This is a genomic window from Neorhizobium sp. T7_12, from assembly GCF_002968535.1.
Classification (GTDB): domain Bacteria; phylum Pseudomonadota; class Alphaproteobacteria; order Rhizobiales; family Rhizobiaceae; genus Neorhizobium; species Neorhizobium tomejilense.
Window position 1 is genome coordinate 1008557 of the sequence record NZ_PVBK01000001.1, and the last position, 13529, is coordinate 1022085.

14 protein-coding genes are annotated in these 13529 nt (G+C 61.0%); 11 read left to right on the forward strand and 3 right to left on the reverse strand.

The window, feature by feature from the left end:
- Positions 1–45: 45 nt before the first annotated feature.
- Complete coding sequence (locus tag C5J26_RS05010) at positions 46–936, reverse strand: MurR/RpiR family transcriptional regulator (protein ID WP_105400746.1); 891 nt, start codon at positions 934–936, stop codon at positions 46–48.
- A 170-nt stretch (positions 937–1106) separates the two neighbouring features.
- On the opposite strand from C5J26_RS05010, the gene C5J26_RS05015 reads away from it, so the two are divergent.
- From C5J26_RS05015 to C5J26_RS05050, 8 genes are all read left to right on the forward strand, one after another.
- Positions 1107–1883, forward strand: a complete 777-nt coding sequence (locus C5J26_RS05015; protein ID WP_105400747.1) for an N-formylglutamate amidohydrolase — start codon at positions 1107–1109, stop codon at positions 1881–1883.
- 101 nt (positions 1884–1984) lie between these two features.
- Entirely contained in the window at positions 1985–3535 is a 1551-nt protein-coding gene (locus C5J26_RS05020) for an amino acid permease (protein WP_105400964.1), read from the forward strand.
- Between the two features lie 87 nt (positions 3536–3622).
- A complete protein-coding gene (locus C5J26_RS05025; RefSeq protein WP_105400748.1) occupies positions 3623–4993 on the forward strand; it encodes a glutamine synthetase family protein in 1371 nt (456 codons plus the stop codon).
- 78 nt (positions 4994–5071) lie between these two features.
- Positions 5072–5542: a helix-turn-helix transcriptional regulator gene (locus tag C5J26_RS05030; RefSeq protein WP_105400749.1), complete on the forward strand. Its 471-nt coding sequence runs from the start codon at positions 5072–5074 to the stop codon at positions 5540–5542.
- On the forward strand, positions 5535–5951 hold the full coding sequence (locus C5J26_RS05035; RefSeq protein WP_105400750.1) for a type II toxin-antitoxin system VapC family toxin: 417 nt from the start codon (positions 5535–5537) through the stop codon (positions 5949–5951). Before C5J26_RS05030 ends, C5J26_RS05035 begins: the two co-directional genes overlap by 8 nt.
- Positions 5952–5989: 38 nt before the next feature.
- Positions 5990–7375, forward strand: coding sequence for an aldehyde dehydrogenase family protein (locus tag C5J26_RS05040; protein WP_105400751.1), 1386 nt, complete (start codon positions 5990–5992; stop codon positions 7373–7375).
- On the forward strand, positions 7372–8517 hold the full coding sequence (locus C5J26_RS05045) for an iron-containing alcohol dehydrogenase (protein WP_105400752.1): 1146 nt from the start codon (positions 7372–7374) through the stop codon (positions 8515–8517). The genes C5J26_RS05040 and C5J26_RS05045 overlap by 4 nt, the downstream gene beginning before the upstream one ends.
- Before the next feature lie 218 nt (positions 8518–8735).
- Positions 8736–9452 carry a ParA family protein gene (locus C5J26_RS05050; RefSeq protein WP_105400753.1) on the forward strand — a complete coding sequence of 239 codons (717 nt, stop codon included), beginning with the start codon at positions 8736–8738 and terminating at the stop codon, positions 9450–9452.
- Positions 9453–9505: 53 nt separating this feature from the next.
- On the opposite strand, the gene C5J26_RS05055 is transcribed toward C5J26_RS05050, so the two are convergent.
- Positions 9506–10183, reverse strand: coding sequence for a ClpX C4-type zinc finger protein (locus C5J26_RS05055; RefSeq protein ID WP_172723834.1), 678 nt, complete (start codon positions 10181–10183; stop codon positions 9506–9508).
- 52 nt (positions 10184–10235) lie between these two features.
- The gene (locus C5J26_RS05060; protein ID WP_371681885.1) at positions 10236–11630 is read right to left on the reverse strand and encodes a L,D-transpeptidase; all 1395 of its coding nucleotides are present in this window, start codon (positions 11628–11630) and stop codon (positions 10236–10238) included.
- Positions 11631–11823: 193 nt separating this feature from the next.
- Here C5J26_RS05060 and C5J26_RS05065 point away from each other — a divergent pair, with 193 nt between their 5' ends.
- The 3 genes from C5J26_RS05065 (at position 11824) to C5J26_RS05075 (ending at position 13504) form a co-directional block, all read left to right on the forward strand.
- Complete coding sequence (locus C5J26_RS05065; protein WP_105400755.1) at positions 11824–12663, forward strand: DUF4432 family protein; 840 nt, start codon at positions 11824–11826, stop codon at positions 12661–12663.
- 89 nt (positions 12664–12752) lie between these two features.
- Positions 12753–13091, forward strand: a complete 339-nt coding sequence (locus C5J26_RS05070) for a TIGR01244 family sulfur transferase (RefSeq protein WP_046633474.1) — start codon at positions 12753–12755, stop codon at positions 13089–13091.
- 71 nt (positions 13092–13162) lie between these two features.
- The gene (locus tag C5J26_RS05075; protein WP_046607449.1) at positions 13163–13504 is read left to right on the forward strand and encodes a RidA family protein; all 342 of its coding nucleotides are present in this window, start codon (positions 13163–13165) and stop codon (positions 13502–13504) included.
- Positions 13505–13529 lie beyond the last annotated feature (25 nt).

Genomic DNA, 13529 nt, shown 5'->3' on the forward strand with positions numbered 1-13529 from the left:
GCTCATAAACCCCCGGATTGCCGGCATATTTCTTGAGCCCGACAATCAGTCGGGACGGCTCTGGCGGCCCGGCCGGCGGAACAGCATCGTCCGCTCGAAAAGACCTTCCAGAGAGTTCATGCGTTCGCGGGTCTCCTCCCATGTCGCGCTCTGGACCGCCTCGATCAGCGCTTCGACGACGAAGAGAGTAATGACGGAGCTGTCCCAGGCCGATGGCGCCTCGATCCGCACCTTGAACGTATGTTGCGCATGTTTGGCAACGGGCGAGGCCCAGACGTCGGTCAGCAAGATGATGACGACGCCGTTGGCCCGTGCGGCCTCCGCCAGCGTCGCCATCTCCTGCTCGTAGCGGCGGATGTCGAAGATCACCAACACGTCGCCGGCGCTCATGTTGAGAACATGCTGCGGCCAGGAACTGGAATTGGTGGAGATCAGGGTCGTCCTGGGACGGATGACCTGCATATGCGTGAAGAAGTATTCGGCCAGCGCCCCCGTGATGCGGCCGCCGACGAAATAGATGCTGCGGTCGCGATCACGCAGAAGTGCAGCCGCGCCCTCAAAGGTCGTGGTGTCGAGAGCCGAAAGCGTATCGCGCAGATTGGCGGTGATCGCGTCGGCGAAACGGTTGAGGATATGCGTGCCCGGCGCATTGGATGCCCAGCGGTCATGCTTGGCAATCGGGTTGGAGAGCGTCGCCTCGAGCTCCTGGTGGAGATGCGACTGGAATTCCGGATAACCTTTGTAGCCGAGCTTCTGCACCATGCGCGCGACCGTCGGCGTCGAAACGCCCGCGTTCTCCGCGATCACAGTGATGCTGCCGAGCCCTGACACCGGATAGTTCTCCAATAGGCTGTCCGCCAACTGTTTTTCCGCGCGCGTCAGGCTGTCGTAACGAACACGAATGACATCCGATACGGTGCGTGCAGTTGGTGGCACTAAAGCTGTTCCCTCCGGTCTTCGCCGGTTGTCGAAAGATTAACAATCGTTTCTGCAGAGAAGTCAACGGTGCGTTTGAAGAGAAATTTTCAGAATCACGTTGACGGCGGCCGGAAAGTGAAGAATTCTCTTCTTAATCCAATTTAAACGATTTTTCCCGGAACGCGTTCATGCTGGTCCAGTCGGAATTCTTCTCGGAGGCGGATGGCGAGCCCGTTGCCGTGGACAATGCAGGCGGCCGGGGAGAGGTGCTTCTCGTCTGCGAGCATGCCTCGAGACGCCTGCCGGAACGTTATGGCGATCTCGGGCTCTCGAAGGATGCGCTTGCCTCGCATATCGCCTGGGATCCGGGGGCACTTGCCGTTTCGCGACTGATGTCGAAGAGCCTTGACGCGACGCTGATCCACCAGCGGTTTTCTCGGCTCCTCTACGACTGCAACCGGCCGCCGGATTCGCCTGCCGCCATGCGTGACGTGTCCGAGATCTTCCGGATCCCCGGCAACGAGAACCTGTCGGAGGCGGAGAAATCGCGCCGGACCACGGCACTCTATCTGCCGTTCCACGGCCGCATCCGAGAGGAGATCGCGGCACGGCGGGCGAGGGGGCTGCAGACGGTGCTCGTCACCATTCACAGCTTTACGCCGGTCTATTTCGGCAAGGAGCGGCCCGTCGAGATCGGCGTGCTTCACGATACCGACAGCCGGCTTGCCGACCGGATGCTGCAGGCCGCATCCGACACGCATCTCTATCGCGTCGAGCGCAACGAGCCTTACGGACCGGCGGACGGCGTGACACATACACTGGAAGTCCACGCCCTGCCGGCGGGGCTTCTCAACGTCATGATCGAAATCAGGAACGATCTCATAACAGACGAAACCGGCCAGGGGGTCGTGGCCGATTTCTTGACAGGATTGCTGCGGGAAAGCCTCGCAGACATCCAAAGATAAGACCCGGGGAGCAGCAGCTCGCATGCCCGCGGTCGATCGCCGCGGGAAGAACAAACCGGATGGCCGCGATGGCGCGGTCTTTCTGCCAACAGGGGGAAGTCATGTCCGATTATACCGAAGGCGACAAAAAGCAGGATACCCATATCCTGCATTCCATGGGCTATGCGCAGGAACTCGAGCGTCGCATGAGCTCGTTTTCCAACTTCGCAATTTCGTTTTCCATCATTTGCATTCTCTCCGGCGGCATCAACTCGCTGGGCCAGGCGACTGCCGGCGCCGGCGGCGCAGCGATCGGTATCGGCTGGCCGCTCGGCTGCCTGATTTCCGGCATCTTCGCGCTCGGGCTCGCGCAGATCGGATCGGCCTATCCGACGGCGGGCGGGCTCTATCATTGGGGATCGATCCTCGGCAACCGCTTCACCGGCTGGCTTTCCGCCTGGCTCAACCTGCTCGGCCTCGTCACGGTGCTCGGCGCCATCAATGTCGGGACGTTCTATTTCTTCTTCGGCGCCTTCGGGCCGACTTTCGGCATCGAGGATACGCTGACGCACCGCGTGGTTTTCGTTGCCATCATCACCGGGCTGCAGGCCGGCATCAATCATTTCGGCATAGGTCTGACAGCGAAACTCACCGACTTTTCCGGCTATCTGATCTTTGCGACCGCGATCCTCCTGACGATCGCATGCCTTATCGCAGCCCCCGGCTTCGATTTCGCGCGGCTCTTCACTTTCGCCAACTATACCGGCACGGAGGGGGCGGCGCTCGTCTGGCCGACGAGCGTTTCCGGCTTGATGGCATTCCTTCTCGGCCTGCTCCTGCCGATCTACACGATCACCGGTTATGACGCCTCGGCCCATACATCCGAGGAAACCGTCAAGGCGGCGGAATCCGTGCCGCGCGGCATGATCTCGGCCGTCCTGTGGTCCGCCTTGTTCGGCTACATGATGCTGTGCGCGTTCGTACTGATGATCCCCAACATGGACGATGCGGCCAAGCAGGGCTGGAACGTATTCTTCTGGGCGATGGACGCGCAGATGAACCCGACCGTGAAGAGCATCCTGTATTTCCTGATCTTCATCTCGCAGCTGCTCTGCGGACTGGCCACCGTCACGTCGGTATCGCGAATGATCTTCGCCTTCGCGCGCGACAAGGGCCTGCCTGCGTCGTCGGTGCTCGCCAAGGTCAGCCCAAAACACCGTTCGCCCGTCGCGGCGATCTGGACCGGCTCCATCCTCGCCGTCCTGTTCGTCTGGTTCACCTCGGCGATCACCATTGCCGGCACGCCGGCCTATTCGATCGTCGTGTCTTGCACGGTCATCTTCCTGTTCCTGTCCTTCGCCCTGCCGATCGCGCTCGGGCTGTTCACGATCGGCACGGCGAAATGGCCGAAAATGGGACCCTGGAACATGGGGATTCCGGTCTACAGGCTGGTTGCAGTCCTGGCGATCATCTCGATGATCGTCATCTTCTTCATCGGCATTCAGCCGCCGAACGACTGGGCGCTCGAAATCACCGTCGGCTTCCTGGTGCTGACCGGAATCGTCTGGTTCGCCTTCGAGAACCGGCGCTTCATGGGACCGCCGATCGGCGATGCCATCGCCAAGCGACAGGCCGAGATCGCTGCTGCGGAAGCGGCTGTCGGAGAAAAGTAAGCGCGACCGGGCTGACGACCCTATGATCCCGCCGCCACGACACTCGAGAGGTTGTGGCGGTTCACCCTTTTGAAACGGATGTGAGGCATGACCCCGATTTACTCCTTCGACGATCTGAAACGCGATGTCGCCGACGGCCGCATCGATACGATCATCGCCGCCCAGGTGGACATGCAGGGCCGCCTGATGGGCAAGCGGTTCCAGGCGGAATATTTCGTCGAGAGCGCCTATCAGGAAACGCATAGCTGCAACTACCTGCTTGCGACCGATATCGAGATGGAGACCATTTCCGGCTACAAGGCGACCAGCTGGGAGCAGGGGTACGGCGACTATACGATGAAGCCGGATCTCGCGACGCTCAGAAAACTGCCCTGGCTCGAAGGCACCGCGCTGGTCCTCTGCGACGTGCTCGATCACCACACCCATGCGGACGTGCCGCATTCGCCGCGGGCGGTCCTCAAGAGACAGGTCCAGCGGCTCGCAGACATGGGCATGTCCGCCTTCATGGCGACCGAACTCGAATTCTTCCTGTTCGACCAGAGCTACGACCAGGCCCGCGAAAGCGGTTACCGCAATCTCAAGCTGGCGAGCGGTTACAACGAGGATTACCACATCTTCCAGACCACCAAGGAAGAGGAGGTGATGCGGGCGATCCGCACCGGCCTGCAGGGCGCCGGCATTCCGGTCGAGAATTCCAAGGGCGAGGCATCGCCCGGCCAGGAGGAAATCAACGTCCGTTACGCCGATGCGCTGACCATGGCCGACCGGCACGTGATCATCAAGAATGCGGCTAAGGAGATCGCCTGGGGCAAGGGCAAGGCTATCACCTTCCTCGCCAAGTGGAATTATTCGGCCGCCGGCAGCTCGTCGCACATCCACCAGTCCCTGTGGAGCGCCGACGGCAAGACGCCGCTGTTCTTCGACAAGGACAACGAGCACGGCATGTCGGAACTGATGAAACACTATATCGCCGGGCTGCTCGCCCACGCGAGCGAGATCACTTATTTCCTGGCACCCTACATCAATTCCTACAAGCGCTTCATGGCCGGCACGTTCGCGCCGACCAAGGCCGTCTGGTCGAAGGACAACCGCACCGCCGGTTACCGTCTCTGCGGCGAGGCGTCCAAGGGAATACGCATCGAATGCCGCGTCGGCGGTTCCGACCTGAACCCCTATCTCGCCATGGCGGCACTGATTGCGGCGGGCATCGACGGGATCGAGAAGAAGATGACGCTGGAGCCTGCCTTCGTCGGCGACGCCTATGGCGGCAAGGGTGTTCGAGAAATCCCGCGAACGCTGCGTGACGCGATCGAGCTCATGGACGGCTCGGAACTGCTGCGCTCCGCCTTCGGCAACGACGTCATCGACCACTATGTCCGCGCCGGCCAGTGGGAACAGGAGGAATACGATCGCCGCGTGACGGACTGGGAAGTGGCGCGCGGTTTCGAGAGGGCTTGAGATAATCGCAACGCTGAGGTGTGCTTGTTGTCATTATGGCATTATGTTAAGCTGTTTCCACAACCAGCGGGAATGGTCATGAGCCCTATAGACAGTGAATGGTTTTATCAGAAACTTGATCAAGGACAGAAATCCTTGCGCGATTTGGCTCGCTTCATGTCGCTCGATCCCAGTGCCGTATCGCGGATGCTGAAGGGCGAACGGAAGATGAGCGCAGATGAGCAGGACGATATCGCCGTCTTCCTCGGGATAAATCTCGAGGAGGTGGCCGCGCACCGGCGGGGCAAGGTGTTCGGATTTGAGGAGACGAAGCAAGGCAGCTATGACGCCACCGGCTACTTGGACCCTCAGCCAGCCAAAATGTTCACGAAAGACGATATCATCTACAAGGATGGCAAGCGTTGGATGGAAAAAGAGGACGGGACGCTCATAGAGTTGCATCCCGCCTACGGCTGCATGGCGGGAACGGTCACTGTCATGCCGGGCGTCGATCTCACCGCACCGATGGATTGGGATGAGGAATGGGGCGAGAAGCTTTATAATGAGTAGCCGCTTTCTGCTCGATACGTGCTTCGTGATCTGGATGTCGCAGAATGAGGCGTTGGCGCCGATGGCATTGGAGTCGCTGGCTGAAAGCAAGGCCCAGAAAATTCCGGTTTTCGTATCTTCCGTGACAGCGTGGGAGATGGGCATGCTGCTTTCGAAAGGGCGTATTCGTGAAACCCGGGATGCCGAGCAATGGTATCGCGACTATCTGCGAGATGGGGGCTTTGTTGAGCATCCGGTAACCTCTACGATCTTCGTTACCGCTTGCTTCCTGCCCCAACCCATCCACAAGGACCCGATCGACCGAATCCTGATCGCCACCGCTCGCGAACACGACCTGACCATCATCACGCGCGACCGCGCTATTCTATCCTATGGCGCTGCGGGCTATGTCCGCACGCTTGCCTGTTAACCCCTCGGGGGCCTGCTGATTTTCTGGAGCCTATATCAATGACAATGATCCAATGTATCTCGCCGGTCGACGGTTCGGTCTATGCCGAGCGTTCGGCCATGTCGGCGGAAGCGGCCGACGAAGCTATCGGGCGCGCACGGCATGCGCAGAAGGCGTGGGCGAAGCGGCCGCTCGAAGAGCGTGTCCATCTCGTGCTGAAAGGCGTCGCGCGTCTCAACGAGATGGTCGAGGAAGTGGTGCCCGAGCTTGCCTGGATGATGGGCCGGCCGGTGCGTTATGGCGGCGAGTTCAAGGGGTTCAACGAGCGCTCCAATTACGTCGCCTCGATCGCCGCCGATGCGCTCGCTCCGCTGCGCGTCGAGGACAGCGCCACGTTCGAACGTCGCATCGAACGGGAGCCGCATGGGGTCGTGTTCGTCATCGCGCCCTGGAACTATCCTTATATGACTGCGATCAACACGATCGCGCCGGCATTGATGGCCGGCAACGCGGTTGTCATCAAACATGCCTCGCAAACGCTGCTTGTCGGTGAGCGCATGGTGCGCGCCTTTGTCGAGGCCGGCGTTCCGGAAGACGTCTTCCAGAATATCTTCCTCGACCACGCGACGTCGGCGAAGCTGATTTCCCAGGGCATGTTCAATTTCATCAATTTTACGGGCTCGGTCGAGGGCGGACGGTCGATCGAGCGGGCCGCCGCCGGCACATTTACCGGCATCGGCCTCGAACTCGGCGGCAAGGATCCCGGTTATGTGATGGACGACGCCGATCTCGACGCCGCCGTCGATACGCTGATGGATGGCGCGACCTATAATTCCGGCCAGTGTTGCTGCGGCATCGAGCGCATCTATGTGCACGAATCGCTTTACGATTCCTTCGTTGAGAAGTCGGTCGCCTGGGTGTCGAACTACAAGCTCGGCAACCCGCTCGACAAGGAAACGACGCTCGGGCCGATGGCCAACAAGCGCTTCGCCAAGGTGGTGCGTCAGCAGATCACCGACGCGGTGGCGAGCGGCGCCAGGGCGCTGGTCGATCCGAAGCTTTTCCCGGCCGACGACGGCGGCGCCTATCTTGCGCCGCAAGTATTGGTTGACGTCGATCATTCCATGGAGATCATGCGGGAAGAGACGTTCGGCCCGGCTGTCGGCATCATGAAGGTGAAGAGTGACGACGAGGCGATCGGTTACATGAACGACAGCCGCTACGGGCTGACGGCGTCGCTGTGGACGCCGGATGTCGACCGGGCAAACCGGATCGGCAGCCAGCTCGAAACCGGCACGGTGTTCATGAATCGCGCCGACTATCTCGATCCGGCGCTTGTCTGGACCGGCGTCAAGGAAACCGGGCGAGGCGGTTCGCTCTCCGTCCTCGGTTTCCACAACCTGACCCGCCCGAAATCCTACCACCTGAAGAAGGTCACGAAATGAATATCGTCGCGAACTGGAGCTATCCGACCGCCGTCAAGCTGGGCCGCGGACGCATCAAGGAACTGGCGGACGCCTGCAAGACGCTCGGCCTCAGCAAGCCGCTCCTGGTCACCGACCGGGGACTGGCCTCGATGGCGATCACCGGCCACGCGCTCGACGTGCTCGAAGAGGCGGGCCTCGGCCGGGCGATCTTTGCCGACGTCGATCCGAACCCGAACGAGAACAACCTCGAAGCCGGCATCAAGGCCTACAATGACGGCGGCCATGACGGCGTCGTTGCCTTCGGCGGCGGTTCGGGCCTCGATCTCGGCAAGCTGATCGCCTTCATGGCCGGCCAGACACGGCCGGTCTGGGATTTCGAGGATATCGGCGACTGGTGGACCCGCGCCGACGCCTCGAAGATCGCGCCGATCGTCGCCGTGCCGACCACGGCCGGGACCGGTTCGGAAGTCGGCCGGGCAGGGGTGCTCACCAATTCCGCCACCCATGTGAAGAAGATCATTTTCCACCCGAAACTGCTGCCGGGCGTCGTCATCTGCGATCCGGAGCTGACGATGGGCATGCCGAAGGCGATCACCGTCGGCACCGGCATGGATGCCTTTGCCCATTGCCTGGAAGCCTATTCCTCGCCCTTCTACCACCCGATGTCCGGCGGGATCGCGCTCGAAGGCATGCGGCTCGTCAAGGAGTTCCTGCCGCGCGCCTATAGGGACGGGGCGGATCTCGAAGCACGCACCAACATGATGTCGGCCGCAGCCATGGGGGCGGTCGCCTTCCAGAAGGGGCTCGGCGCCATCCATTCGCTGTCGCATCCGATCGGCGCGGTCTACAACACTCATCACGGCATGACCAATGCGGTCGTCATGCCGCCGGTGCTGCGCTTCAATCGGCCGGCGATCGAGGAGAAGATCGCCCGCGCTGCGGCCTATCTCGGCATCGCCGGCGGGTTCGACGGGTTCTACGACTATGTCCTGTCATTGCGTTCGGAACTCGGCGTGCCCGAAAATCTCACGGCGATGGGGATCAAGCCCGACCGAATCGATGAGCTGACGGCCATGGCGATGGAGGACCCCAGCTGCGGCGGCAACCCCGTCACCATGACGATGGAGAATACCAAGGCGCTTTTCCTCGCCTGCTTTTAAGACTTCCAGACCCCGATGCATCGGCGTCGATCAAGCCCGGAAGGCAAAACTTCCGGGCTTTTCCGCATTTTAGAGCCAAAAGCTAAATCTCCTGAGTGATATTAATGGTGGCTAAATTTGCAATTCGTTAACCATGTTTGGAAAGGATGTGCTTATGACACCATGCTTCCCGGTGTCCTCGTGAGCGATGTGGCTCAAGACTTGTTCGAGGACCGAAAATGCCAGTAATTTCCTTTGCCAATGCCAAGGGTGGAGCCGGAAAAACGACCGCGGCACTCCTGCTCGCCACCGAACTTGCCCATCAGGGTTTTCGCGTCACCGTCATCGATGCCGATCCGCAGCGCTGGATCAGCCAATGGTTCGAGACCTCTCGCGCGGTGCGCAACATCGAGGTGGTATCGGAAGTCACACTCGCATCGCTGCAGTGTCACCTGCGGGAAATGGCATCGCGCACCGACTATTTCATCATCGACCTCGCCGGCGCCCGTGACGCGCTGGTCACCACGGCGATCGGCCTTTCCGACCATGTGATGATCCCGGTCCAGGGTTCTGCCATGGACGCCAAGGGTGCGGCGCAGATCCTCGACCTCCTGTCCTACATGAAGGAGAAGGCCGGCCTGGTGATCCCGCATTCGGTGGTGCTGACGCGGGTGACGTCCATGGTCACCACCAAGGCGCTGCTGACCATCAAAGGGCTTCTGGCAGCCCGCGGCGTGCATGTCCTCGATACGCCGATCGGCGAACGCATCGCCTTCAAGGAACTCTTCGAGACCGGCGGCACGCTGCACACGCTCGATCCGGCCAAGGTCAGCAATCTCGACAAGGCGAAGGAAAACGCCCGCTCCTACGCACAGGAAGTCATGCGGCTCATGCCCGTCAAGATCACCCGGTCCGTTGCGTCGCGCCTCTTCGGATTGAGCCGCTACGCAGCCTGATCACCATTGGACTTCTGTTCATCCCAAGACGTGTGTTCATTCCAAGACGTGGATTAAGAGGCGGTTGGTTCGAAAGAGCCGACCGCCTTTGCATATGCGCTGGCCGCTTGGGTAGCTGCGGCTGCCGTTCCGATCAGTTCGGGCTCTTCCAGATTGGCCGGAACGCTGCGCGCGGCGACGAATCGGTCGCGCATCTGACGCCAGTTCTGCTGGGCGAGGCTGCTGATTTCATTCGGCTGCATTCCGGACGTCGTCAGGATCTCGACTGTCAGCAGGTCGAATCGATCTTCCGAATGCATATAGCTCCAGCCGATCAGTCTGCTTTGCGGAAGCGACGCGACGAGGACGTGCAGCATCTGCTCGAGCGCGATACGTTCGGGAGCACCCAGCAGGACTTCGTCATGGGCGAGCGGTATCGCGATCGTCTTTTCATGATCTTTTTCGGCATGGCGACGGAAACCAGGTGGGCCGGAATTTTCAAGCATGACCTGGTTACAGACGCAGATGCAACGATTGCAGATCGCCGTGGCTGCCGGACCGGCAATGATCATCTCGACAGTACGGCGGTTTTCACCGCAAAAGGAGCAGACAGCTCTATCGTCGCCGCGTCCGAAGAGGAGGGACAGGGCGCCTTTGAGTCTCGTTGGGAAGTTCATTCCATCCACCGCCGATGTACATTTTTCTCGCGAAAAACTAGGGCGTCTTTTGGCTGAAGCCAGATTGCCAGGCAAACAAAAAGCCTTCGGCAGCGGGTGCCGACGGCTGATAGGTTGTGCCGGGATCTTACTCGGTGAATTCTACCGTCGTGCCTGGCTTGACCATCTTGGCAAGTTCCCTTGCGTCCCAGTTGGTCAGGCGGACGCAGCCGTGGCTGTTGGTCTTGCCGATCTTGGAAGGTTCCGGCGTGCCGTGGATGCCGTATGTGGGCTTCGAGAGTGCAATCCAGACCGTACCGACCGGGCCGTTCGGGCCTGGCGGGATCTGCAGGATCTGGTCGTTATTGCCTTGCTTGAAATTGATCTTCGGATTGTAGGTGTAACCGGGATCGAGCGCGATGCGTTCGACCGTATGGGTTCCAGTCGGCGAAGGCGTGTCGGTGGAGCCGATGGTGGCCGGATAGGCGGCGATCAGGCGCCCGTCCGCGCCGTAGGCGAAGACCTGTTTCCTGGCCTTGTCGGCGAGAATGCGGGTGACCTGACCGGCCTTCGGCTGGCCGGGATTGATCACCTTGATGGTCGAGCCGGGGATGGTGAAATCGACGCCGGGATTGAGCGCCTTCAGATAGTTCTCGTCCATGTGGAACTGCTCGGCGAGCTTCTCCGTCACGGACATATAGGACATGGCCGGCAGCTGCGACTTGTGGGCATAGTCTTCCGGGATCGACGCGACATAGGGACCGGCGGCATCGGCCGGGGTGATCGTGTAGTCGACGATCGGCAGGCCGCCCGAATAGGTCAGCCGCTGCATGATGTCTTCGGAATTGTTCGGATCGAGCGTCTCACCGGTCATTTCCTGCCAGGCGGCGATCGCCTTGTTGACGTTGTCGCCGAGATGGCCGTCGATCACGCCGGGCGAGATGCCTTCGCGGTCCAGGAAGACCTGAAGTGCTGCGATCTGGGCCTGCGGCTTCTTGGTGACGGTAATGATCGGCTTCTGCGGCAGAAGCGTTTCCGCCGGCCGCTGGTCCGGTTCGATCGAAGCCTCCTGCGGATAGCCCAAATCGTCGTCGGGGAGGGCCTGGTCATCCAGTGGCATGCGGCTGACCGAGCCTGGCCCTGGGATGCCGCCGGTAACGGCGCCTGGTTCGCCCGGCCGATACTCGCGGTAGTCGCGATAACCGCCTGCACCCTGCTGGTAACCGCCCGAATCGCGCAGCGACCGGTAACCGCCCGGCACCGGCGGATATTCCTGCCTCCGGTTGGGGCGATAGGTTTCCCCGCGGATTTCGGTCGCGACGACATTGCCGAAATGGTCGATGAGGACGCGGCGCCCCATGCCGTCTCGGCTGATGATGACGTCACGGCGATCCGGTTCATAGTCCAGGATCGAACCGTCGGGAGCGACGAGCATCGTTTCCGAAGGATAGCGGCCGTAGCGGTTCTGCGCCTCGGCGGAGGGAATTCCCTGTGCCGCGGTCAAGATCACCAGACTTGCGCATGCGAAAAATAGCCGCTTCACGATGTCACCGACTTCCTTGTTTCCTACTTAAACGTAATCGGGAAATCGGACATTGGTTCCCGCCCGTTCGCCTGTCGCCACAGACAAGTTAAATTTGACCGTAGTGTGGAAAAAGTGAATTCGTCATGAACGCACCGTTAAATTCACTTCACGATCGGTTAGAAGTTTTGACGAAACCGTGAAGGGAATGATTATGAAGGCTTTTTCCGCCGCCAACGGACCGAGGATTTTACTGGACCAGAGCTCCGTTCTCGATATCGGAGGCTGTTTTGTCGGCGATGTGGACCTTGCTCCGGGCCGGGCCATTCCGGACGACGGAGATCCGCGAATCGATCACTCGCTCGAAGGCTTTCTCTTCACCTGCGGGCCGGACCATATTCGTCACCCCGAGGCGATCGAGGGCGCCTCTGACGGCCGGAAATATCCGCTGCACGGATCCTTCTCCTCCCACCCCGCCGAAATCCTGTTTTGGGATGCGCAGGGGCCGGATGCGGAGTGCCGTGCCCGCGTGCCGCTGACCCTCGCGACCGGCGAGACGGCCCTCCTCGAACGCCATTGGCGGATCGACGGGGCGACGGGGGAGGTGAGCCTGTCGGACAAGGTCACCAATACCGGCTCGAAGCCGTTTGCGCGGGTGCATATGTACCACATGAATATCGGCGCCTGGCTGTTCGACGACCGGGTCCGGCTGAGCGGCGCGATGCTCGACAACGGCGGTTTCCCCTGGACCTTCGGAGGCGAGACCGGCGGCATATTCTGCGTCCCGGCGGCCGTCGAGGGCGAGCAGTGGGCCGAGATCGCGCTCGGCCCGATCGCGGCAATCGGCGGACTGACGCTGAAGGTGAAATTCAGGACCGATACGCTTCCGCATCTGCAGGTCTGGCGAAACCAGAAGGCGCCGGCGCATGTGCTTGGGATAGAGCCGGTTTCACATCGCCTGGCAAGCCGCCAGGAACTGGCGGCAAACGGAGAACTGGGCTTCGTCAAGCCCGGCGAAAGCGTCGAATACGGACTGCGCTTCTGCTTCGTCTGAGACCTGCCGTCCAGCGGCCGTCGCCCGATTGACGCCCGGGCGGCACCGTCGTAATGCTGGCGCCTCAATCAGAACGGAGGGCTCAAGCCATGGATATCCGCCAGATCAACGATGAGTATTCCGTCACCGGCCAGATCACCGTCGAGGATCTCGATCAGATCAAGGCCATGGGGTTCAAGTCGGTCGTCTGCCATCGTCCTGACGACGAAGAGCCGGGCCAGCCGCATTTCGCCGAGATCGAAGCTCGCGCCAAGGAACTCGGCCTCGACATCAGCCACATCCCGGTCGGCCGCATGGGCGTCGACGAACAGGGCGTCAAGGCGATGGTCGATGCACTCGACGAATTCCCGCGCCCGATGCTCGGTTTCTGCCGGTCCGGCGCCCGTTCGACAGCGATCTACGAAAAGAGCCAGCATCTGCGCGGCTGAAGATTTTCCGCGGCCTCGTGCCTATTGCGCGGGGTCTTTTCCCGAAGCTCAATTTTTTTGAGGAGAATTCCATGAGCATCCAGCGCATCGAGCCGGCCGCCCGCATGAGCGGCGCCGTCGTCCACGGCAACACCGTCTATCTGGCCGGTCAGGTCGGCGAAGGCGAGAGTGTCACCGACCAGTGCAAGGACGCGCTCGCCGAAGTCGACCGCCTGCTGGCGGCTGCCGGTTCCGACAAGTCGAAGATCCTGCAGACGATCATCTATCTCTCAGACATCGCCTATTTCGGCGAGATGAACGCCGTCTGGGAAGCCTGGATCGATCCGGCCAACCCGCCGGCCCGCGCCACCAGCGAAGCCAAGCTCGCTGCGCCGAAATACAAGGTCGAGTTCATCGTTACGGCTGCGATCTGATCGCTGCGATATTGATTCAGAAAGC

Coding starts and splice junctions, on each gene's coding strand:
- C5J26_RS05030 (WP_105400749.1), top strand. CDS start 5,072: ATGAGCCCTATAGACAGTGAATGGTTTTATCAGAAACTTGATCAAGGA.
- C5J26_RS05020 (WP_105400964.1), top strand. CDS start 1,985: ATGTCCGATTATACCGAAGGCGACAAAAAGCAGGATACCCATATCCTG.
- C5J26_RS05065 (WP_105400755.1), top strand. CDS start 11,824: ATGAAGGCTTTTTCCGCCGCCAACGGACCGAGGATTTTACTGGACCAG.
- C5J26_RS05075 (WP_046607449.1), top strand. CDS start 13,163: ATGAGCATCCAGCGCATCGAGCCGGCCGCCCGCATGAGCGGCGCCGTC.
- C5J26_RS05035 (WP_105400750.1), top strand. CDS start 5,535: ATGAGTAGCCGCTTTCTGCTCGATACGTGCTTCGTGATCTGGATGTCG.
- C5J26_RS05040 (WP_105400751.1), top strand. CDS start 5,990: ATGACAATGATCCAATGTATCTCGCCGGTCGACGGTTCGGTCTATGCC.
- C5J26_RS05045 (WP_105400752.1), top strand. CDS start 7,372: ATGAATATCGTCGCGAACTGGAGCTATCCGACCGCCGTCAAGCTGGGC.
- C5J26_RS05070 (WP_046633474.1), top strand. CDS start 12,753: ATGGATATCCGCCAGATCAACGATGAGTATTCCGTCACCGGCCAGATC.
- C5J26_RS05015 (WP_105400747.1), top strand. CDS start 1,107: ATGCTGGTCCAGTCGGAATTCTTCTCGGAGGCGGATGGCGAGCCCGTT.
- C5J26_RS05050 (WP_105400753.1), top strand. CDS start 8,736: ATGCCAGTAATTTCCTTTGCCAATGCCAAGGGTGGAGCCGGAAAAACG.
- C5J26_RS05025 (WP_105400748.1), top strand. CDS start 3,623: ATGACCCCGATTTACTCCTTCGACGATCTGAAACGCGATGTCGCCGAC.